The organism is Brevibacillus sp. LEMMJ03 (assembly GCF_007197875.1).
GTDB classification, from domain to species: Bacteria; Bacillota; Bacilli; order Brevibacillales; family Brevibacillaceae; genus Brevibacillus; species Brevibacillus thermoruber.
In genome coordinates, this window is the sequence record NZ_VKJN01000003.1 from 45,605 (window position 1) to 67,355 (window position 21,751).

Below are 21,751 nucleotides of genomic sequence, written 5' to 3' on the forward strand. Positions count from 1 at the left end.
TCGACGTTAGTAGCCGGGCGTACGCTTTGACAAATTCCCGTTCATCTTGCAGAACTGATTCGCTCGTTTTGTGACACTCAGCCTGGCAAAGTAGATCCGCGCGAATCTAAATCCATCCAACCAGGTGTCAGCATGCTGTATTCCCGGGACGAAAACTATTGAATCCTAAGGTGTGAAAGAACCCCGGAAAAGTGCAGAGATTCGAGAATGATTGAAGACCGTTTAACGGCATGTCAGCATAAATCATTGGCGATAGATCTAACGAAAAAATTTCGAAAAGTCAATCATTGAGAATCAACGTCAGACGTAGTATTATTTAATTAATTTAATAAAGTATGTATGCATTCCGCTCTCCACGGCCCTGCCGGTTGGCAGCCGGAAAAGCAAGGGTTGACGTTGGCAAGCATCTGGAAACGCAAGGGCTGCCGCCGGCATATTGCCGGCGAGAGGGGAAAGGAAAGGGTGGTGTTCGTGGAGATCTACGCGCGGCTGCACGTGAGATTTCGCGAGGAGTTTGGCGTACGGGAAGACGTCCGCGTCTTCTTTGCGCCGGGGCGGGTCAATCTGATCGGGGAGCATACCGATTACAACGGGGGCTATGTGTTTCCCGCCGCCCTCACGTACGGTACCTGGGCGCTGGCCGCTCCCCGGCAGGACGGCGTGTACCGGTTTGCCTCCGTCAATTTTCCCGGGAAAACCTCGTGCGAAGCGGCCCGCATCGTCTACCGGGCGGAAGACGGATGGGCCAATTATCCGAAGGGCGTTCTGCATGAACTGGCGGCGCTGCCGGAATGCTCCCCGCTGCTGAAGGGGGCGGATTTGCTGTTTTTCGGGAACATTCCCAACGGCGCGGGACTGTCGTCTTCGGCCTCCGTCGAATTGGCGGCCGCTGCGGCCGTGACCGCCCTGGCGGGGATCGACGTGCCGATGGTGGAGCTGGTCAAACTGGCGCAGCGGGCGGAAAACCGCTTCGTCGGGGTGCGCTGCGGGATCATGGATCAGTTCGCGGTCGGGATGGGGAAAAAGGACCATGCCATCATGCTGAAATGCGACACGCTGGCTTACGAATACGTGCCTTTTCACATCGACGGATACAAGCTGGTGATCGCCAACTCCAACAAGCGGCGGGCCTTGACCGATTCCACGTACAACGAACGCCGCCGGGAGTGCGAGGAAGGACTGCGCGAACTGCAGCAGCGTCTGCCGCATCTCCGCTCGCTGGGCGATCTTTCCGGCGACGAGTGGCGGCAGGTTTGCACGGCACTCCCCAACGGCGTGATTCGCAGGCGGGTGGAGCATGTTGTCGCTGAAAACGAACGGGTCATCCAGGCGGCGCAATGCCTGGCGGCCGGCGATTTGCACGCGTTCGGCCGCCTGATGAAAGCCTCGCATGAATCGCTGCGCGACCTGTACGAAGTGACCGGGTTCGAACTGGATGCGCTGTTCGAAGCGGCGGCACAGGCCGACGGCTGCATCGGCACCCGCATGACGGGGGCGGGGTTCGGCGGCTGCACGGTCAGTCTGGTGAAGGCGGACGCCGTGGACGCGTTCATGCGTCAGGCAGCCGGACATTACACGCGAGCCACAGGGCTGGTGCCCGACTTTTACGTGTGCGAGCTCGGAGACGGAGCGGGCGAAGTCGTGCTGCCCCCTTCCGTGTAACGTCAGCACGCATGCCGGAAGAGAAACGAGAGCAAGGAGGAATCTGGTCAATGGCTGAACTGCGCTACAATCCCCTTTTGCGCGACTGGACGATGGTGGCGTCCAACAGGCAGCACCGTCCGCACATGCCCAAGGATACCTGCCCGTTTTGCCCGGGCTCGGGCAGGGTGCCGGACCACTACGACGTGTACAAGTACGACAACGATTTTCCCGTGTTGACGCCCGATCCGCCGGAACCGGACCCGGTGCAGACCTCCCTGTACCGAACGGCGAAGTCGTACGGAAAGTGCGAGGTGATTCTGTACTCGCCCGACCACACGAAAACATTGCCGGAACTTTCCGTCGATCATATCGTCAAGCTGGTCGACCTGTGGGCGGAGCGTTTTGCCGAACTGGAAAAAGACCCTCGCCACCAGTACGTGTTGATTTTTGAAAACCGGGGCGAAGAATGCGGGGTCACCATGCCCCATCCGCACGGACAGATTTACGCCTACTCGAAAATGCCGCTGAAAATCAAGCAGGAGCTGGAAAGCTGCAGGCTTCACCATCAAGAGACAGGCAAGTGCCTGCTCTGCCAGATGAATGACGAGGAGAAGAACTTCGAACAGCGGGTCATCGTCGAGAACGACCACTTTCTCGCCTATCTGCCCTTTTTCACGGATTACCCGTACGGCGTGTTTATCGTCAGCAAACAGCACAAGACGGCGATCACCGATTTCACCGCGGACGAGAAACGAAGCCTGGCCGCGATCCTCCGCGACACCACCGGGGCAATGGATCAACTGTTCGAGAAGCTGTTCCCGTACATGATGGTCATGCACCAACGCCCCGTCAACGGCGAAAACGTGGAGGACTACTACCATTTCCACATTGAGTTTTACACGCCGCTGAGGGAAAGAGACAAAATCAAGTACTACGCGTCCTCGGAGATGGGGGCGTGGGCGGCGACCAATCCCCAGTCCGTGGAAGAGACGGCTCCCCGGCTGCGGGAAGCGTATCGGCGGTTTTTGCAAAAAGAAGGGCGCCTGCCAGAGGGAGGCGGCGCGTGATGGCGATTCTGGTGACGGGCGGAACGGGGTACATCGGCAGTCACACCGTGGCGGAGCTTCTCGCTCACGGCGAAGAGGTGATCGTGGTGGACAACCTCCGTACGGGACACGAGCGGGCCGTGCTCGGCGGCACGTTGTACCGCGGAGACATCCGGGACCGGCAGTTTCTGGACGAGGTGTTTCGCGCCCATGAGATCGAAGCGGTGATTCACTTCGCGGCCAAATCGCTCGTCGGGGAGAGCGTCCGCGATCCGCTCGCCTATTACGACAACAACGTGATCGGAACCCATACCCTGGTGTCGGCGATGGTGGAGCACGGCGTCCGGAAGGCGGTCTTTTCTTCGACGGCGGCCGTCTACGGCGAACCCGAGCGCATCCCGATCCGGGAAGAAGACCCGACCGTTCCCGCCAATCCGTACGGCGAAACCAAACTGGCCATGGAAAAGATGTTCCGCTGGTGCGACCAGGCGTACGGACTGAAGTCGATCTCGCTGCGCTACTTCAACGCGGCCGGCGCCCACCCGGACGCGATCATCGGGGAAGACCACGAGCCGGAGAGCCACCTGATTCCGCTCGTCCTGCAGGTGGCGCTGGGACAGCGGGAGCAGATCGAGATGTTTGGCGACGACTACCCGACCGAAGACGGGACGTGCATTCGCGATTACGTGCACGTCATGGACCTGGCGAACGCACACTGGCTCGCGCTGGACTATCTCCGCACGCACAACCGGAGCGATGTGTTCAACCTGGGGAACGGCACGGGCTTTTCCGTGAAACAGGTGATCGACACCGCGCGGAAAGTGACGGGCCATCCGATCCCCGCCAAAGTGAGCCCCCGGCGGGCGGGAGACCCGGCCGTGCTGGTCGCTTCCGCCGACAAGGCGAAACGGCTGCTGAACTGGCATCCGCGCTGCCCCGAGCTGGAGACGATCATCGAGAGCGCGTGGAACTGGCACCGCCGCCATCCGCGCGGCTACGCCGGTGTGGACCGGTAAATCGGGGGGAGAGGAGGGGCAGATGTGAAATGAACGCAAAGGCAGAATACGGACGCTGGCTTCGGCATGAAGAGCTGGATCCGGACTTGAGACGGGAACTGCTCCTGATCGAAGGAGACGAGCGTGAAATCGAAGATCGGTTTTACCGGTCGCTGACATTCGGCACCGGCGGGCTGCGCGGCGTTCTGGGGGCCGGCACCAACCGGATGAACCGCTACACGGTCCGCAAGGTGACGCAGGCCCTGGCCCGCTTCCTCGCCCGGCAGGGGGAAACTGCGATGCGGCGAGGAGTGGTCATCGCGTACGACTCCCGCCGGCAGTCTGCCGCATTTGCCCGGGAGGCGGCGCTGGTCCTGGCGGCCAACCGGGTAAAGGCGTACCTGTTTGAGGGAGTGTGCCCCACGCCCGAACTGTCCTTTGCCGTCCGCCATCTGGGGGCGGCCGCCGGGATCATGATCACGGCGAGCCACAATCCCCCCGAATACAACGGCTGCAAGCTGTACGGAGCCGACGGTGCCCAGATCACCGCCGGCGTGGCGGAGGCCATCGCAAACGAAATGGCGGTCGTGGACGAACTGGCGGTACCGCTGGCGGACGCGGAGGCGGCGGTGTCACAGGGATTGCTGGAAGAGGTTGGCGCGGCGGTGGACGAGGCGTATGCCGCCCGGCTGCGCACGTTGGCGTTCCAATCCCGGGAGAACAACGCGGACTACCGCGTCGTCTACACGCCGCTGCACGGGACGGGCAGCGTGCCGGTGCAAAGGAGCCTGCGCGACATCGGCTTCCGGCATGTGACCGTCGTACCGCAGCAGGAATGGCCGGATGCTGATTTTCCGACGGTGGCCGCTCCCAATCCGGAAGACCCGGCGGTGTTCGCCCTGGCGATCGAGACGGCCGAAAAGGCGGGAGCCGACCTGGTCATGGCCACCGACCCCGATGCCGACCGCGTTGGCGTCGCGGTGCGGGACGGCAGCGGCTCATTCGTCTGCCTGACCGGCAACCAGTTGGGAGCGCTGCTGCTCGCCTACATCCTGTCCCAGCGAGCGAGTCGAAATGCGCTGCCCGACAACGGCGTGATCGTGAAAACGATCGTCACGTCGGAGATGGGGACCGCGATTGCCGCCCGGTACGGCGTGGAAACGGTGGAGACGCTGACCGGCTTCAAGCATATCGCGGAAGCCGTCAGGCGGTGGGAAGAGACGGGGGAAAAGACGTTCCTCTTTGGCTACGAGGAGAGCTGCGGCTATCTGATCGGCGACTTCGGCCGCGACAAGGACGCGGTCCAGGCGTGCATGCTGACGGCGGAGATGGCGGCCTACTATGACAAACAGGGGCGGAGCCTGCATCAGGTGCTGCTGGAGCTGTATGAACAGGTAGGGTTCTATCAGGAAGATCTGGTTTCGATCACGTGGAAAGGCAGGGAGGGGGAGGAACAAATCCATCGGCTGATGGAGCGCCTGCGCAAGCAGCCTCCTGAACGGGTGGGTGATGTTCCGGTGGCCGTACGCAAGGATTACCTGCCCGGAATCGAGGGGCTTCCTCCGGCTGACGTGATCAAAATCCTGCTCGCGGACGGTTCGTGGTTTGCGGCCCGTCCTTCCGGCACGGAGCCGAAGATCAAGTTTTACTTCGGCGTAAAGGGAACGGACCCGGCAGACGCGAGCGAACGGCTCAACCGCTTGAAAACGGACGTCCTGCAGTTCATCCAAAAGGCGGAAGGAAGTGACCAGGGCCATGTCCTCTGACGCGGCGGTAGCGAAAATACGGGCGTTTCTGAAAGCGCGAAAGCTGGACGGGGTGCTGCTCCGCACACGGTCCAATTTCGCCTGGGCGACCGGGGGAGGGGACAACCACATCGTCAACACGACGGCGTTGGGCGTGGCGGACCTGCTGATCCTTGCCGACAACATCTACTGCATCACGTCGCGGATGGAAGCCGCCCGCATCCGTGACGAGGAGCTGGCCGATTTCGGCTGCGAGTTCGTCACGCCTGAATGGTACGAGGGGAACGATGAAGCCATCCTGCAGTTGTGCGCGGGAAAAGCGGTGGGCGCCGACGTCTGGTTCCACCACCTGCCCAATGTGGCGAACGAACTGGCGCAGGTCCGGTACACGCTGACGGAGGAGGAGATGGAGCGCTACCGCCGGCTGGGGCGAACGGCGGCAAAAGCGCTCGAGGCCGCCTGTCGGGAGCTGCAGCGGGGGTGGACGGAGCACGAAATCGCCGCCCATCTCGCGGCCAAGGTGATGAGAGAAGGAATCAACCCGCAGGTGCTGTTGGTCGCCACGGACGAGCGGATTTACCGCTATCGCCACCCGATTCCCACGGACAAGAGGCTGGACCGCTACGCCATGCTCGTGTTGTGCGCGGAAAAGGGGGGACTGGTGGCGAACGTCACCCGTTTTGTCCATTTCGGGGACCTGCCGCCCGCCTTGGAAGAAAACAAGCGGAAGCTGGCGGAGATCGAGATCGCGATGATTGCGGCGACAAGGCCGGGAGCGAAGATGGCCGACATCCTGCAGCGGGGGATCGAAGCGTACCAACGGGTAGGGTACCCGGACGACTGGCGGCTGCTGCACCAGGGAGGACCGAGCGGCTACGCCTCCCGGGAATTGCTCGTGGTGCCGGGAGGAGAAGGCGTTGTCCAGGCGCAGCAGGCCTTCGCCTGGAATCCGGCCATCCGCGGCATCAAGATGGAAGATACCTTCCTCGTTCACGAAGCGGACATTGAATTCATCACGCACACGGGCGAATGGGTGTACATGGAGGCGGCAAGCGAGGGGCGGACCTACCTGCGGCCGGACATCCTGATCCGCTAGGCCGGGAAGCGGCGGAACAAACGACCGGACTGGCGCCGGACAGCGGCTTGTGGTATCACTGGTGTGTGGGTTGCGCACATCGGGCACGCTGACGGAAAGGAGGGAAACGCATGGTCCGAGGCATGGCAGGAAGCTTTCAGTTGATGAAATCGCTGAACAAGTCGCTGATCTTGAACGTCATCCGCACCGAAGGCCCCATTTCCCGCGCCGACATTGCGAAACGGACGCAGTTGACCGCTCCGACGGTCACGAACATCGTCGGCGAACTGCTGGAATCCGGCCTGGTGATCGAAAGCGATCTGGGCGCCTCCAGCGGCGGCCGCAAACCCATTTTGCTGCGCATCCATTCCCAGGCGTTTCAGGTCATCGGCATCGACGTGGGAGCGCGCGACATCAAGCTGGTGCTGACCAATTTGGACGCGGAGATTCTCGACTCGCTCCGGGTCAGCATGCCCGCCGACCTGTCCAACGAACGGCTGCTTGCGCTGTTGGCAGAGGCCGTCCGCGGCATCATGGACCGGAATCGGCTGAACAAATCGTCCGTGATCGGCATTGGCGTGGGGATGCACGGGTTGGTCAACCCGGCCGAAGGGGTGTCGATCTACGCCCCCAACCTGAACCTGCGGAACATTCCGATTCGCGATTGGCTGCAGACAGCGTTTGCGCTGCCCGTCGAAGTGGAAAATGACGTGCGGGCCATGGCGCTGGGCGAAAGCTGGTTCGGCAGCGGCCGGGGAATCGATCACTTCGTCTGCGTCAATGTGGGGCGCGGCGTCGGGGCCGGGATTATTATCGACCGGAAGCTGTTTGACGGAACCACCCACACGGCCGGCGAGCTGGGGCACATCACCGTCGATCCCGAAGGACCGAAGTGCAGCTGCGGCAACTACGGCTGCCTGCAAGCCCTCGTCTCCGGTCCGGCGATCGCCAGCCGGGCCAAGGCGGAGATGCAGCGGGGCCGAACAAGCATCATCGCTGAACTGGCAGGCGGAGACGCGGATGCGATCACGGGCGAAACCGTCCATGCGGCCGCGCTGCAGGGGGACGCGCTGGCCATTGAGGTGCTGCAGGCTGCGGGCCGTTACCTGGGCATCGGGATCGCCGCCGTGATCAACTTCCTCAATCCGGCGCGGGTGATCATCGGCGGAGGAGTGGCCAAAGCGGGAGATTTTCTGCTGGAGGCGGTCAACGAGACGGTGCGCACCCGGGCGCTGCAGACGCCCGCGGAAGCCGCGTCCATCACGCTCTCCGGGCTGGGCGATCACGCCACGGCGATCGGCGCCGTCACGCTGGTGCTGAAAAAACTGTTCGCACCTGATTATGCAACGCCGATGTGACAGGGGAGACGGGCGCGCACGCCCCAAACGAAGGTGAGCCCTCGGCCTTGCCTGCCGGCAAAACCGAGGGCTCACTAGGCTGATTGCACGACGTGATGGAGCAGCGTGAACCGCTGTGTACCGATGGTTCCCTGTCCGCTATTTTTTCCGGTTATGATTCAGTTCGGCTTCGATGCGAGAGATTTTCGAAGACTCGTCCATGCGCCAGTAGACGATAAAGCTCACGGCGATGCAGGCGGAGACGTAGAAGTAGAAGAGCGACTCTGTTCCGATGCTCTTCAGCCACAACGCGAGGAACTCCGCCGTCCCGCCGAACACCGCTACGGTGACGCCGTAGGGGAAGCCCACGCCAAGAGCACGGACTTCTGTCGGGAAGAGCTCGGCTTTCACGATCGCATTGATGGACGTGTAACCGGTTACAATGATGAGACCTGTCATCATCAGCAGGAAAGCGGCGACCGGGTTCGTCGTCTGCTCCATGAGCAGGAACAGCGGCACCGTCAGCAGCGTTCCCAGGATGCCGAAACCAATCAGCAGCGGGCGACGTCCGATCTTGTCAGACAGCAGGCCGGCGATCGGTTGAAGCACGACGAATACCAGCAGGGCAAAAAAGTTGATCCAACTGACGACCTCTTTGTCGAGGCCCACCGTATTCACCATGAATTTCTGCAAATACGTCGTGTAGGTGTAGAAGGCGACGGTTCCGCCGAGCGTCAGTCCGACCACGGTCAGTACCGCCTTGGGGTGTTTCATCAGAGCCCGAATGGTCCCGGCGCTCGCCCGGCTTTCCGAGCCCATTTTGGAGAACTGCTCCGATTCGTCCATCGTGCGGCGCAGCCACAATACGGCCAATGCTCCGATGGCGCCGATCACAAAGGGAATGCGCCAGCCCCAGGACTTCATATCGGGTTCGCTGAGCACCTGCTGGAGGATGATCTGAACCCCCAGTGCCACCAACTGTCCGGCAACAAGCGTGACGTACTGGAAGCTCGAGTAGAAGCCGCGGCGGCCGCTGCTGGCCATCTCGGACAGGTACGTCGCCGAAGTTCCGTACTCGCCGCCCAGTGACAATCCCTGGAGCAGACGTGCAAAAATCAGAATGATGGGAGCCAGCACGCCAATGGTGCTGTAGCCGGGGGTACAGGCAATAATCAGCGAACCGCTGGCCATGATGGTAATGGAAAGCGTCAGCGCGGCACGGCGGCCATGGCGGTCAGCGTAGCGGCCCATCAGCAGGCTTCCGATCGGGCGCATCAGGAAGCCGACGGCGAAGATGGCCGCCGTGTTGAGCAGTTGGATGGTCGGGTCTCCCTTGGGGAAGAACTCCGCCGAGAAATACACGGCGAATGCGGAATAGACGTACCAGTCGTACCATTCGATCAGGTTTCCGACCGACCCCTTGAAGATGTTGCTCGTGATACGTCGTCTCTGTGCGCGATCAATGGGTTGAGACATTGCTGCATCCTCCTCGTAAAGTGCCGGTGTTGGACGTACTTGTATGGGCCTCGTCAACACTCGAAACATTTCGTCTATTCAAATTATACCATTTATCATTTCACAAAAGTAGATGAAATTTCATTTTAGTTAAACTATTCCGTCCAATCATATGATGATCTCCACTATTTTTTTTCGATTGTCCATTTCCGCCGTTTCCAGAAGGATTATGGTTGGGGAAAGAGTATAGAATAGTATATATATTCAAAACATACAAACGAATATTTGTGCAGGGGGTGTTGGCGCATGATGAATGTCCAGTTGACCATCGCGCCGTTGATGGAGAGGGCGGAACAATACTTTTCCAGGAAACAGGTGATCTCCCGAACGGCGACCGGGATGTATCGGTTTACGTATGAAGAGATCGGCAAACGAACGCGCCGGCTGGCGAGTGCCCTGGAAAAACTGGGCGTCAAACGCGGCGATCGCGTGGGGACACTGGCGTGGAATCACCATCGACATCTCGAGGCGTATTTCGCCATCCCGGGGATGGGAGCTGTGCTGCATACGATCAACATTCGTCTTTCCCCCGAACACATCACGTACATCATCAACCATGCAGAAGATCAGGTGCTTCTGATCGACGATGACCTGCTGCCGCTCATCGAGCGCTGCAAGGATCACCTCCATACGGTGAAGGCTTACATCCTCATGACGGATCACGACGAACTGCCCGCCTCCAGCCTCGAGCCTCTTTATTCGTATGAAGCGTTGCTGCAGGAGGGCGATCCCCACTATCAATACCCCACCGATATCCAGGAGAACGATCCTGCTGGCATGTGCTACACGTCAGCCACAACGGGGAAGCCGAAAGGGGTTGTGTACACGCACCGCGGCATTGTCCTGCACTGCATGGGAATTGGGCTGGCAGATTCCCTTGCGCTGTCCGAGTCCGATGTCTGCATGCCGGTCGTTCCCATGTTTCATGTAAACGCCTGGGGACTTCCGTTTGCCGCTGCGTGGTTTGGGACGACACAAGTGTTGCCCGGCCCGAGATTCACCCCGCAGATCCTGGCCGAATTGATCGAGTCCGAAAGGGTAACCGTTGCCGCAGGCGTTCCGACGATCTGGCTGGGGCTGTACCAGCAGCTTGAAAAGGGGCGCTACAACACCAGCAGCCTGCGCGGCATCGTCTGCGGCGGTTCCGCTGCGCCTAGAGGGTTGATCAAGGCGTTTGCGGAGCAGTTCAATATCCCCGTTCTGCATGCGTATGGCATGACCGAAACCAGCCCCCTTGTTACCGTTTCCCGCTTGAAAAGCTACCAGCAGGAGCTGCCGTTCGAAACCAAACTGGATCTGTACGCCAAACAGGGCATGGTGGTACCCGGGCTGGAAGTCAAGGTGGTCGGACCCCATGGCGAAGTGAAATGGGATGGAAAGGAAATGGGGGAACTGCTCGTCCGCGGACCGTGGATTGCCGACGAATATTACCGGGATGAACGAACCCGAGAGGCGTTTCAGGATGGTTGGCTGCATACAGGGGACGTGGCGACGATTGACGAAGAAGGGACCATCAAGCTGGTCGACCGGACGAAGGATTTGATCAAGAGCGGCGGCGAATGGATTTCTTCCGTCGATCTTGAAAACGCTCTCATGGCACACGAGGCCGTGCTGGAAGCGGCCTGCATCGGGGTTCCCCATCCGCAGTGGGACGAGCGGCCCGTGGCCTGCGTGGTGCCAAAGGAGGCCAGCAAGGACAAGGTGACCAAAGAAGAGCTGCTCGCGTACCTGGCTCCCCAGTTTCCCAAATGGTGGCTGCCGGATGACATCGTCTTCATGAGCGAGATTCCCAAGACAACCGTGGGAAAGTTCCTGAAACGGGCCTTGCGGGAACAATTCCGGCATCATTTCACGGCGCAAACGGATACCCGGTAACCGGCGCATATGCAAAACCAGCGGGAGCACGGCCGCCCGCTGGTTTTATTGCTCATTCATTGCCAATCCCGGAACTGCTAATGGGCGGGCGTCTGTTCAGGCCGAAATCGTACCGGTTGTGGGTGGTGGCAAAGGATCCGTATCGGGACAGCAGCTGCTCCGATTCGTCGTACAGGTAATCAATAGGCATCTGCTCCTTACTTCGCGTTATGAAATGTGGGCTGCTGGCCTGTTATCTCTGCAAACAGGATGCCAAGCGAAAAAGTCGGCGGGCGGAAACGGTATGGCGTTTCCCAGCGCTGGGAGCTGGGAAGTATGAGTGGGAATGCTGCTGGATTACATTTTTGCAAGCATTGTCGAAAAATGCGGAAAAATGACATAAAAATTCGATTATATCCCTCTTTATATGGAAAATGTTATCCGATATTATAAAAACTGTAAATTACATTCATAGAAGGAGGTTGTTTTTTGCGTACAACAGTTCGGAAGGATAAGTAACTAAAATTCTGGAGGGGGAACCATGAAAAAGACTGTTATTACAGCGTTATTACTATCTGTAATCTTTACGCTTTCTTTTTGTGTTCCGACATTCGCACAGAAGAATATCGTACATAACGATAACTCTATTGTTCAGAGTAATGCGACGAGTCAATCCATTGGTACTGATCAATCACACTCTGATGATCAAGTAGAGCCTCGGTTCATTCGAAGACTCATTTTAAAATTGATTGAAGAAGGCACAGAGTACTTTATTAAGCTTAGTAAAAAAGGTAGTATAATCAAAAAGGCAGACTTTAAAGTAAAAACTGAACATATTTTTTCCAAAGATCACAAAGACAAAGGCATAATGAAATTGGGGAAAAATGAAAAAGCAATTCTTAAAAAGTTTAGGGATATGATTGAAAACGCCGATGAATATGGAGTGCTGAAAGATAATACAAACAACCAGATACGAACAATCATTAATGGCTATAAAGTGGAAGTAAGAGCTTATGTGAAAGACGGAGAATTAAAGAACCTGAACGCTTTTCTGGTAACAGGTGAATGGCCGAATACTAATTTCGGTAATATCGTGTATCTTGTACCAGATTATGATGACTAGAATGATAGAGGACGAGAAAGTAAGCCTTTCTCGTCCATTTATATCGTTTTCAACAAAAGGGGGAGGCAGCATGGACACTGTTATCGCGGAAATACAAAAGATTTTTATCTCAGACAAACTGGATGATAGTGAAAAGATAGAAAAGGGCGATTCCATATTGGCAGGAGCATTAAAACAAGATCCTACCAACACGCAGCTTTGGATCCTGCGGGCCTTGTTGGCATTGGAAGTTCCCGTTGTGGATTACATAAGGAGCTTGGAGTATATCAGAAACATACTCGGTTATGATCCAAACCATACGATTGCCTGGATCCTTCTTGCCTATATACAAGAAACCCATGAGGAATTGCACGAGGACGTAAAAGATTCCCTTGTCAACCTTCTTGACAAGGAGAAGAATCCTGAAAAACGCTCATTGCTGAACTTGGCTATTGCTTGGTACTACTTCTCTAAGGACTTCCCAACTTGTGAACAGTATCTGCTGCAGGCGATTCGCCATTTTCCGGGTTACCCCGCTCATTATCGCTGGCTGCAGAGTTTATATATCTACCATAGAAAGAATCTTGGCAAGATAAGGGAACTAGCCGAGAATGCAGTAAAACATATAGAGATTATCTATATCTACGATAACGATCAACGTTTTATACAAGAGATTCAGCCTTACCTCGGAGAGAATTTTAAAGGGTTCGTTCCGGGAAATGAATCACGAGGCATTCCTGATCTCGACCTTTTTCTCCAATCGGAGATCAAGATGCTTCATACCACAGATTCCGTAGCGAAAGGTTATCTCGAACATCTGAAAACAAATCGGTAAAACCCTGACCAGCGATTGCCTTGCGTCGAAGAGAAGAGTACGACGGACAGACCGTAACATTTTGCTATCACGTAAAACGAGTGGCCAAGGAAAACAGGAAACATTGACGGTGGAGCAATTCATTGCCCGGTGCATTTGTCATATTCCCGATGAACAATCTAAAATGATTCGGCACTTCGGGATGTATGCACGAAGAAGCAAGAGAATTTGCAAGAAGAAATAGTACCTGGCAACAGGAAATAGCCAACGAATCAAAGAGCAAATCGGGAGCCCCCTCGTCTGCGGGCGGGCGGCCGTTCGGTCAATCCCTGCTCACACAGAGCGCCAGGGATGAAAAAAAGCAGCGATGGATGTCCACCGCCGCTTCTTCCCTTACAGCCATTACAGCTCGTCAAATCCGTTCTCTTTCGTCACCTTGGCATAGGTGCGGGATTTGCCCTCAAAGAAGTCCGTTTTGGTTTGATTCAGGGCTTCGTCGGAAAACGGCCGAATCCACGGCATGCAGTTATCCACGCCCTCATACGCTTTTTCCAGTCCCATCATGGTCAACCGCTTGTTGACAATATAACGGATGTAGCGGTCAAATTCGTCAAAGTCAATGCCGTCGACGCCTGTCAGCACATGGCGGGCCCACTTCATCTCCAATTCAACCGCCTGGTTCATTTTTTCATACACAAAGGAGTGGTTCCGTTCCGTATCCAGTTCGGGAAAATCGGCCAGCAGGAGCTGGAACACTTCCCCGAAAAAGAACGTGTGCTGCGCCTCGTCCCGCTGAATGTAGCTGATCATCTGGCTGGTTCCCAGCATCTTTTGATGACGGGCCAGATTGTAGAAGAACGCGAACCCGGTGTAGAAGAAGACCCCTTCCAGAATCATGTCGGCGACAAGCGCCTCCAGGAATGTCTGGGGGCTTTTTTCGTCTCGGAAGCGCTGGTACATGTCCGCGATGAACAGATTGCGCTCCAGGAGCACCTGGTCGTGTTTCCAGTATTCAAACACGTCCTTTTGGGTCTGGTAATCGACCAGACTGGAGAGCACATAGGAGTACGACTGGTTGTGAATCACCTCCTGCTGGTTGATAATGGCGGCAATGGCCACCAGGGAGGAATCGGTAAAGTATTGGCCGACATCGGTCACAAAGTTGGTCTGCATGCTGTCCAGCACAGCCAGCAGCCCGATGATCTTCTTGAAGGCGTCCTGTTCGGTCGGCGTCAGTTCGGAAAACTGCTGCCTGTCCTTGTTCATCGGAATCTCGGACGGAATCCAGTGATTGGCAATCAGCACCTTGTACAGCTTGTACATCGCCGGGTGGCGGATATCATCCCAGTTCAACACCCCGGAACACTCGCCGTTGATGATTTTGGTTGACTTGTTGGGAGCGTTTGTCTGAAACACTTTCTGCTTCTGCAGCATGTCCGTTCTCCTTTCCGCGGTTAGGTGCAGGCTTCGCATTCATCGATCTCTACCGCCCGGCTGCGGACGTAGTAGGTCGTCTTCAGTCCCTGCTTCCATGCCTCCAGATGGAGCTGCAGCAGCTCTCTGGCATGGATGTCGGGGCGCACATACAAATTGATGCTCTGCCCCTGATCGAGGTGGCGCTGGCGGGCGGCCGCCTGTTTGATCGACCAGTGCTGATCCAGGTGATATGCTCCCTTGTAGTACCACATCGTGCGGGGAGACAGATCGGGAGCGGGATTGGCGATTTTGTACGTCGTCTTCTCCTCGTAGGCGACCGGTTCGAACACCGGATCGACGGAAGCAGTGGAGCCGGCGATCAGCGACGTGGAGCCGGTGGGGGCGATGGCCATCACATAACCGTTGCGAATGCCGTGCGCAGCCACTTCTTCCGCGAGCGCCTTCCACTCGGGAGAATTGTAGCCCCTGCGGACAAAATATTTGCCGCTTTCCCACTCGCTGCCCGAAAAGAGCGGATAGGCGCCTTTTTCCTTCGCCAGTTCCAGGGACGCGCGAATGGTCAAGTAATGGATCCGTTCGAACAACCGGTCGTTGAAGGCGACCGCCTCTTCGCTTTCCCATTTGATTTCATGGAGGGCCAGAAGATGATGCAGGCCAAAGGCCCCCAGCCCGATGCCCCGGTACCTTTTGTTGGTTTGGTGGGCCTGCAGGACGTCGATCTGATTCACATCGATCACGTTGTCCAGCATGCGCACCTGGATGGGAATCAGCCGCTCCAACACGTTTGCAGGTACGGCACGCCCCAGGTTGATGCTGGAGAGATTGCAGACGACGAAATCGCCCGGCGTTTTCCGAATCACGATCTCTCCGTCCTGCAGCACTTCTTCGCGCACCGTGGTGGGAGACATGTTCTGCAGAATTTCCGTGCACAAATTGCTGGAGTAAATCATTCCCGCATGTTTGTTGGGGTTCGCGCGGTTGACGGTATCCCGGTAGAACATGAACGGAGTGCCCGTCTCCAACTGGGAGATCATGATCCGCTTCATGATCTCGATGGCCGGTACCGTCACGCGGCTCAAGCGGGGATGCTGCACGCACGCTTCGTACCGTTCGCGGAAGCTGCCTCGCCCGGGCTCCTCATCATAGAAATCCTCCAGCGAAAAGCCCATGACGGTGCGCACTTCATGCGGATCAAACAAGTGAAACTCGGCCCGGTTTTCCACCGCTTCCATGAAAAGATCCGGGATGCACACACCCGTAAAGATGTCATGCGCCCGCAGGCGTTCGTCACCGTTGTTCATTTTCAGATCCAGAAACGCCAGGATATCCTTGTGCCACACGTCGAGATAAACGGCAACGCTGCCGTTTCGCGTTCCGAGCTGGTCGACGCTGACCGCCGTGTTGTTCAGTTGGCGAATCCACGGAATGACCCCGCTTGATTTGTTTTCATAGCCGCGGATGGAAGAGCCGCGAGCCCGCACTTTTCCCATGTATACGCCGATGCCGCCTCCCATTTTGGACAGCCGGGCGATGTCGGTGTTGGAATCGTAGATGCCCTGCAGAGAGTCGTCGACCGTGTCCACGAAGCAGCTCGAGAGCTGTCCGCCCCGTGCTTTGCCCGCATTCGCCATGGTGGGCGTTGCCACTGTCATGTACTGATGGCTCAGCGCCCAGTAGGCTTCTTTCACCAGCGCCAGTCTTTTTTGGCGGGGTTCCTGCATCATAAGGTGCATGGCGATGACCATAAACCGCTCCTGGGGCAGTTCAAACAGGCTGCCGGTGTAATCCCTGGCCAGATACCGCTCGGCGAGAGTCACAATCCCCAGATAGGTAAACAGCTTGTCCTTTTCGGGATCGATCTCCCGTTCCAGCTCCGCAATGTCTTCCGGATGGTAGGCGGCCAGCAGTTCCTGTTTGTAAATGCCCTTTTCAACCAACTGCTCCAACAGGTTCAGGAACGAACCGTAGGGACGCGAAGGACTGAAGGAATATGCCCGGCTGCGGGCCGCTTCGTGATACAGGGCAGCGAGGTACGCCCTGGCTGCGACGTAGGTCCATTCCGGTTCCTCTTTGGAAATCAGTTCGGCGGCCGACATGGAAACGATTTTCGCCACTTCCTGTTCCGTGAGTTCCTTGTGTTTGGCTTTCGTGGCCGCACCCTGGATGACGGCATCCGCGCGCAGCCGGGGAAAATCGGCCAACATGTCGCCAATCAGCGACGTAATCCGTCTGTCGATGTCAGAAACAACCGTTTGCAATCTCTCCCTCTCCTTTGCGGTTCATGAAAAAAGCATCCTCTCCCGTCAGGTAGAGGATGCTGATGATGACAACGTGGAAAAAGACATGCCTGTGCCAAAGCGGAACGTGCGCCAGAAAGAGCGGCACGCCTCCGGTGACCGATTCCACACCTCCCCATCCTCGTGGTTCCAACGGTGTTTTCTTTGTGGCAGGTCTCCTGGCTCATGGATCGTCGCTTCTCTGAACCTTCCCGTCGATGCGATCGACAGTGGCATCTGACAGAGTCGCTCCCCATTCACAGTGGCGGGACCGCGCCGGACTTTCACCGGTCTTCCCTTTTAAGCGCTTGCCGGAATCCTGGGCAAGCGCACCACAAAGTACACTATATATGGTTTTATGATGGTACTATAACACAATATGTTGTGAAATGAAAGCGTGATGTTGGCTGGCAGCTTCCAAAAAAGAGGGGGCGTTTGCGTCAACGCCCGCCAGTTCTCACGATTCTTCTCTTCGTTTTTTCCTCAACAGATAGCGATGCTGAGCCTGCTGAAACTGCTTGCGTTCCTCGTCCGTCTCCGGGATCACCTCCGGCACGGACGTGGGCCGCCCCTGTTCATCGAGGGCGATAAACGTCAAATACGCCCGGGCGGTCACCTTTCGTTCCCCGGTCAGCAGGTTCTCGGACTCTACCTTCACAAAGACCTCCATCGAGGTGCGGTAGGTGGACGTGACATAGGCTTCCAGGTTGATCGCTTCCCCGGTTTTGATGGGAGCGAGAAAATCAAAGCTGTCGCTCGATACGGTAACGACGGGCTTCCGGCAGTGGCGCATGGCGGCAATGCACGCGATTTTATCCACATAGGCCATGACCCTGCCCCCAAAGATGGTGTGATGGTGGTTGGTGTCGGGAGGCAGCACCAGATCGGTCAGCGATGTTCGGGATTGTGAGACGGGTATGCCTGGCATGGGAAGGGTTCACTCCTTTGACGCCTGCTGGAAACGGGACAGGCGTGCTCTGACGCGATGGGCTGCTTCCACCATGTGTTTGATCGGCGCGATCGTTTCCGCCGGCTGTCTGGTCTTTAGTCCGCAATCGGGGTTGATCCAGAACCGGGCCGGATCGATGACCCGAATGGCGCGTTCGATCGTCGACGCCATTTCTTCCACGGAAGGAATGCACGGACTGTGAATATCGTAGACGCCCAGCCCGATTTGCTTGTCGTACGACTCGCGTTCAAACGAAGCGATCAGTTCCCCGTGGCTGCGGGAAGATTCCACGGAGATCACGTCGGCGTCCAGTTCACTGATGACCCCCATGAAGTCCTGGAACTCGCAGTAGCACATGTGGGTATGAATGCGGGTGGGGGAACTGCTCGACCCCGAGGTGTTTCAGAAGGTCGTGGAGAACGGCGAAACGATTCTCAACCACATCATCGTCAATGAACGGATCGGCGTGCTGGCCGACTTCGGGCCGATTCGCAACCGGCATGGAAACGTGACCGGCGCCATCATCGTCCTGCAGGATCTGCCCTACATCGAGAAGATGGCGATGGAGATGGAGTATGTGAAAAATCTCAACAAGGACCTGCAGGGGATCCTCTCTTCCATCTACGACGAGATTCTCGTCCTCGACGCCAAAGGCGTCCTGCTGCGCTACAGCGGCAATCTGATCAAGGATTTCTGGGAGATCGACAAGGAGCAGTTGATCGGGCTCAACCTGATGGAGCTGGAGCATGAAGGGACCTTTTTCTCCGCCATCGTGAAAATGGTCATCGAGCGGCGAAAAAAGGTGTCCGTCACCCAGGAAAGCCGCTCCGGAAAAAACGTGCTGGCGGTCGGCAACCCGATCTTTGACGAGGCGGGCAGGCTGGAGCGGATCGTCATCGCCCTGCGCGACATCACGGAGACGGTGATGCTGAAGGAGGAACTGCTCCAGGCGAAGAAGATGTCGGAAAAGTACAAAAAATAGCTGGAGCACCTGCGCGACCAAAAGCGGTACGCCAAGAGCCGGCAGCTCATCTACGCCAGCGACAAGATCGAAAAGGTGATGAAGTACATCCAGAAGATCGCCAACACCTCGTCCACGGTGCTGCTCACCGGCGAGTCCGGCGTGGGCAAGGAGGTGTTTGCCCGCACCATCTACGAGCTGGGTCCGCGCAGCAGCAAGCCTTTCGTCAAGGTAAACTGCGGCGCCATCCCGGAGACGCTTTTGGAGAGCGAGCTGTTCGGCTACGAAAGAGGGGCGTTTACTGGGGCCCATTCCAACGGCAAGCCGGGGTATTTCCGGATGGCCAACAAGGGCATCATCTTCCTCGACGAGATCGCCGAATTGCCGCTCAACCTGCAGGTGAAGCTGCTTCGCGTCCTGCAGGAGCGGGAGATTATCCCGATCGGCGGATCGGAAGTGGTGGAGGTGGACGTGCAGATCATCGCCGCGACGAACAAGAACCTGGAGAAAATGGTGGAGGAGGGGACGTTTCGCGAAGACCTCTACTACCGGCTCAACGTCATTCCGGTGGCGATTCCCCCGCTGCGGGAGCGGCCGGAGGACATTCCGCTGCTCGCCCTGCACTTTCTGCACACCTTTAACGAAAAATACGGGCGCAGTACCCAGCTCTCCCAGGATGCCCTGGACGTGCTGGAATCGTACGCCTGGCCGGGCAACGTGCGGGAGCTGCAAAATATCATCGAGCGCATCGTGGTCACGGCCGACGACGACCTGATCGAGGCGTGCCACATCACGCCCCTTCTGAAAAAAGGAAAACGGCAGTACATGCAGCAGCGTATTCACAAGATCATTCCGCTCAAGGAAGCAACCAGGGCGGTGGAGGAGCAGTTGATCAAAATGGCCATGGACGAGTACAAAACGACCTCGATGGCGGCCAAGGTGCTGGGAGTGAGCCAATCCACCGTCAGCCGAAAGTTTCAGGAAATCCAAGAGAAGATGAGTCGGGGTGAGCAGATTGGGCGTAACATATGACGTAATTTCCCCCTTTGCCGGCACGGTGGAACGCATCCGGTTCCGTAAGGGCGACAAGGTGGAAGAAGGAGAGGTCTTCTTCTCACTGGTCCAAGACGGCTTGTCGTTTGACATCTTGTCGCCGGTGACGGGGTATGCCGATTCGCTGGAAGTGGAGCGGGGGGACCGGGTGATCGCCGGCATGATTTTGGCGACCATCCGACAGACGGGAGACTAGAGGGAAGGGCAGACGCTCCCCTCTAGTCTTTTCCCTTGGCGGCGTGCAGCAGTTCGTATTGCGCGTGCAGGTCCTTCAGCGCCGCCACCAGGGCGTTGGCCGCCTTTCCCCGGTAGTGGGTCAGGAGGTGCTGAATCGGTTCGTCCACCCCGTCTTTCAGGCTGAACCCCCTGAGCAGCCGGCCGACAAAATCGCGGCCGTGCTCGGTCGCCAGTGTGCAGGAAGCCTCCACGATCACGCCGTATCGCTTGTCCACCTCGGCGGTAATCGTCAGGGAGTCAAACACGCTTTTGGCCGCCATCCCCTGCGGGAGCCTGGCGTGGCCGGCAATAAAGTACGTGTTGGGCAACGGCATGACTGCGCCACCTTTCTGCTAATGATCAACCACTTTACGTTTTGATGACTGGTTCGCAGCGCAAAGACCATATCCCTGCCGGGGGATACGGTCTTTTTTGCCGCGTCGATTCTTTCTTTTTGTCGAATCATTTTCCGTTCAAACGGCCAGAAAGGTCTCCTTCACCTCTCGGCCTCTCCCTCTTGGGCAAACGGCCAGGCCGGCAGCATGCGGCGCAGCGGTTTGTCCCGCCGGTAGCCCAGCGCGTATTCGGCCTGCATGATCGTGTGGATTTCCCGCGTCCCTTCGTAGATGACCGGCGCCTTGGCGTTGCGGAGGTAGCGCTCCACCGGATATTCGTTGGAGTAGCCGTAGGCGCCGTGGATCTGCACGGCGTCGTTGGCCGCCTCAAACGCCGCGTCGCAGGCGAACCACTTGGCGAGCGAGGTTTCCCGAGTATTGCGCTTGCCCAGGTTTTTCAGCCAGCCGGCGCGGTAGACCAGCAGCCGGGAAATCTCCAGGTTGGCCGCCATCCTGGCGATCATCTGCTGGACCAACTGGTGTCTGCCGATCTCCTTGCCGAAGGTCTTCCGCTCGCGGCAGTAAGCGAGGCTGGCTTCCAGGCTGGCGTTGATCAGGCCGCAGGCCCCGGCGGCGACGGTGAAGCGGCCGTTGTCCAGGGCGGACATGGCGATCTTGAAGCCTTCCCCTTCTTCGCCCAGCCGGTTTTCCTTGGGCACGCGCACCTCGTCCAGAATCACTTCGCCGGTGTTGCCCGCGCGGATGCCCAGCTTGCCCTTGATCGCCCGGGTGGTGACGCCGGGGAAGGTGCGTTCGACGATGAAGCAGCTTATGCCGTGGTGCCCCTTATCCTTGTCCGTTTTGGCGAAGATCAGGAAGTGGTCGGCGATGTCGCAGAGGGAGATCCAGGTTTTCGCCCCGTTCAGGATGTAGTCGTCGCCGTCGCGCCGCGCCGTGGTCACCATGGCGGCCACGTCTGATCCGGCGTTGGGCTCGGTCAGGCCAAAGGCGCCGATTTTTTGCCCGCGCGCCTGGGGAATCAGGTAGCCCTCCTTGTGGAAGTCGTCGCCCCACTGCAGCAGGGTCATGCTGTTCAGCCCGGTGTGCACGGAGACGGCGGTGCGGAACGCCGTATCGCCCCGCTCCAATTCCTCGCAAACGATGGCCAGCGTGTTGTAGTCCATGCCGGCGCCGCCGTAGCGCTCGGGGATGCAGACGCCCATCAGCTCCAGTTCGGCCAGCCGCTTCATGATGGACGGTTCAAAATGGCCGTTGGCGTCCCACTCGCGAATGTGCGGGATAATTTCCTTGTCCACAAAACTGCGCACCATCCTGCGCACCGCTTCCTGCTCTTCTGTCAAGGCAAAGTTCATCATCGTCGGGTGCCTCCTTTTTTT

At 57.7% G+C, this 21,751-nt stretch carries 20 protein-coding genes, 2 pseudogenes and 1 riboswitch; of the genes and pseudogenes, 13 read left to right on the forward strand and 9 right to left on the reverse strand.

The annotated features are described in order from the left end of the window. The first annotated feature begins 471 nt into the window (after positions 1-471). From FOI68_RS04945 to FOI68_RS04970, 6 genes are all read left to right on the forward strand, one after another. Complete coding sequence (locus tag FOI68_RS04945; protein WP_255433370.1) at positions 472-1,662, forward strand: galactokinase; 1,191 nt, start codon at positions 472-474, stop codon at positions 1,660-1,662. Positions 1,663-1,712: 50 nt separating this feature from the next. Next, positions 1,713-2,711 (forward strand): galactose-1-phosphate uridylyltransferase, encoded by a 999-nt coding sequence (galT, locus tag FOI68_RS04950; protein ID WP_143862512.1) that lies wholly within the window; start codon positions 1,713-1,715, stop codon positions 2,709-2,711. Further along, on the forward strand, positions 2,711-3,706 hold the full coding sequence (gene galE, locus FOI68_RS04955) for a UDP-glucose 4-epimerase GalE (protein WP_143862648.1): 996 nt from the start codon (positions 2,711-2,713) through the stop codon (positions 3,704-3,706). Before galT ends, galE begins: the two co-directional genes overlap by 1 nt. A gap of 29 nt (positions 3,707-3,735) precedes the next feature. After that, on the forward strand, positions 3,736-5,451 hold the full coding sequence (locus tag FOI68_RS04960; RefSeq protein ID WP_143862513.1) for a phospho-sugar mutase: 1,716 nt from the start codon (positions 3,736-3,738) through the stop codon (positions 5,449-5,451). Further along, positions 5,441-6,526 carry a M24 family metallopeptidase gene (locus tag FOI68_RS04965; protein ID WP_143862514.1) on the forward strand — a complete coding sequence of 362 codons (1,086 nt, stop codon included), beginning with the start codon at positions 5,441-5,443 and terminating at the stop codon, positions 6,524-6,526. Before FOI68_RS04960 ends, FOI68_RS04965 begins: the two co-directional genes overlap by 11 nt. Positions 6,527-6,636: 110 nt before the next feature. Beyond that, positions 6,637-7,863 carry an ROK family transcriptional regulator gene (locus FOI68_RS04970; RefSeq protein WP_035299635.1) on the forward strand — a complete coding sequence of 409 codons (1,227 nt, stop codon included), beginning with the start codon at positions 6,637-6,639 and terminating at the stop codon, positions 7,861-7,863. A gap of 138 nt (positions 7,864-8,001) precedes the next feature. Here FOI68_RS04970 and FOI68_RS04975 read toward each other — a convergent pair whose 3' ends face one another. Next, positions 8,002-9,318, reverse strand: coding sequence for an MFS transporter (locus FOI68_RS04975; RefSeq protein WP_029098480.1), 1,317 nt, complete (start codon positions 9,316-9,318; stop codon positions 8,002-8,004). 285 nt (positions 9,319-9,603) lie between these two features. Here FOI68_RS04975 and FOI68_RS04980 point away from each other — a divergent pair, with 285 nt between their 5' ends. Then, entirely contained in the window at positions 9,604-11,232 is a 1,629-nt protein-coding gene (locus tag FOI68_RS04980; RefSeq protein WP_029098481.1) for a long-chain fatty acid--CoA ligase, read from the forward strand. A gap of 52 nt (positions 11,233-11,284) precedes the next feature. Here FOI68_RS04980 and FOI68_RS23290 read toward each other — a convergent pair whose 3' ends face one another. Further along, positions 11,285-11,422, reverse strand: a complete 138-nt coding sequence (locus FOI68_RS23290) for a hypothetical protein (RefSeq protein WP_185973871.1) — start codon at positions 11,420-11,422, stop codon at positions 11,285-11,287. A 330-nt stretch (positions 11,423-11,752) separates the two neighbouring features. On the opposite strand from FOI68_RS23290, the gene FOI68_RS04985 reads away from it, so the two are divergent. From FOI68_RS04985 to FOI68_RS24220, 3 genes and pseudogenes are all read left to right on the forward strand, one after another. After that, complete coding sequence (locus tag FOI68_RS04985) at positions 11,753-12,334, forward strand: polymorphic toxin type 35 domain-containing protein (protein WP_051188124.1); 582 nt, start codon at positions 11,753-11,755, stop codon at positions 12,332-12,334. A 70-nt stretch (positions 12,335-12,404) separates the two neighbouring features. Continuing rightward, a complete protein-coding gene (locus FOI68_RS04990; protein ID WP_143862515.1) occupies positions 12,405-13,148 on the forward strand; it encodes a tetratricopeptide repeat protein in 744 nt (247 codons plus the stop codon). Positions 13,149-13,156: 8 nt separating this feature from the next. Next, positions 13,157-13,368: pseudogene (locus FOI68_RS24220) on the forward strand (transposase); the annotation flags it as partial. A 161-nt stretch (positions 13,369-13,529) separates the two neighbouring features. Here the strand turns inward: FOI68_RS24220 and FOI68_RS05000 are convergent. From FOI68_RS05000 to FOI68_RS05015, 5 genes and pseudogenes are all read right to left on the reverse strand, one after another. Further along, positions 13,530-14,558 carry a ribonucleotide-diphosphate reductase subunit beta gene (locus FOI68_RS05000; protein ID WP_143862650.1) on the reverse strand — a complete coding sequence of 343 codons (1,029 nt, stop codon included), beginning with the start codon at positions 14,556-14,558 and terminating at the stop codon, positions 13,530-13,532. 23 nt (positions 14,559-14,581) lie between these two features. After that, complete coding sequence (locus FOI68_RS05005) at positions 14,582-16,801, reverse strand: ribonucleoside-diphosphate reductase subunit alpha (protein ID WP_370512103.1); 2,220 nt, start codon at positions 16,799-16,801, stop codon at positions 14,582-14,584. 1 nt (position 16,802) lies between these two features. Beyond that, positions 16,803-16,970: a hypothetical protein gene (locus FOI68_RS23295; protein WP_156110508.1), complete on the reverse strand. Its 168-nt coding sequence runs from the start codon at positions 16,968-16,970 to the stop codon at positions 16,803-16,805. Positions 16,971-16,992: 22 nt separating this feature from the next. Beyond that, a riboswitch (cobalamin riboswitch) is annotated at positions 16,993-17,192 on the reverse strand. A gap of 105 nt (positions 17,193-17,297) precedes the next feature. After that, on the reverse strand, positions 17,298-17,768 hold the full coding sequence (locus FOI68_RS05010) for an acyl-CoA thioesterase (protein ID WP_035299640.1): 471 nt from the start codon (positions 17,766-17,768) through the stop codon (positions 17,298-17,300). Positions 17,769-17,777: 9 nt separating this feature from the next. Further along, positions 17,778-18,164: pseudogene (locus FOI68_RS05015) on the reverse strand (5-methyltetrahydropteroyltriglutamate--homocysteine S-methyltransferase); the annotation flags it as partial. 193 nt (positions 18,165-18,357) lie between these two features. On the opposite strand from FOI68_RS05015, the gene FOI68_RS23890 reads away from it, so the two are divergent. Genes FOI68_RS23890 through FOI68_RS05025 form a run of 3 tightly spaced genes read left to right on the forward strand, consistent with a single transcriptional unit; the run spans position 18,358 to position 19,999 of the window. Next, positions 18,358-18,771, forward strand: a complete 414-nt coding sequence (locus FOI68_RS23890) for a transcriptional regulator (RefSeq protein WP_255433383.1) — start codon at positions 18,358-18,360, stop codon at positions 18,769-18,771. A gap of 48 nt (positions 18,772-18,819) precedes the next feature. Then, positions 18,820-19,782 carry a sigma-54 interaction domain-containing protein gene (locus tag FOI68_RS23895; RefSeq protein ID WP_255433384.1) on the forward strand — a complete coding sequence of 321 codons (963 nt, stop codon included), beginning with the start codon at positions 18,820-18,822 and terminating at the stop codon, positions 19,780-19,782. Continuing rightward, complete coding sequence (locus FOI68_RS05025) at positions 19,757-19,999, forward strand: biotin/lipoyl-containing protein (RefSeq protein ID WP_255309678.1); 243 nt, start codon at positions 19,757-19,759, stop codon at positions 19,997-19,999. The genes FOI68_RS23895 and FOI68_RS05025 overlap by 26 nt, the downstream gene beginning before the upstream one ends. A 22-nt stretch (positions 20,000-20,021) precedes the next feature. On the opposite strand, the gene FOI68_RS05030 is transcribed toward FOI68_RS05025, so the two are convergent. Then, positions 20,022-20,354, reverse strand: a complete 333-nt coding sequence (locus tag FOI68_RS05030; RefSeq protein WP_029098487.1) for a DUF3870 domain-containing protein — start codon at positions 20,352-20,354, stop codon at positions 20,022-20,024. A 161-nt stretch (positions 20,355-20,515) separates the two neighbouring features. After that, a complete protein-coding gene (locus FOI68_RS05035; protein ID WP_143862652.1) occupies positions 20,516-21,727 on the reverse strand; it encodes an acyl-CoA dehydrogenase family protein in 1,212 nt (403 codons plus the stop codon). Positions 21,728-21,751: the final 24 nt, after the last annotated feature.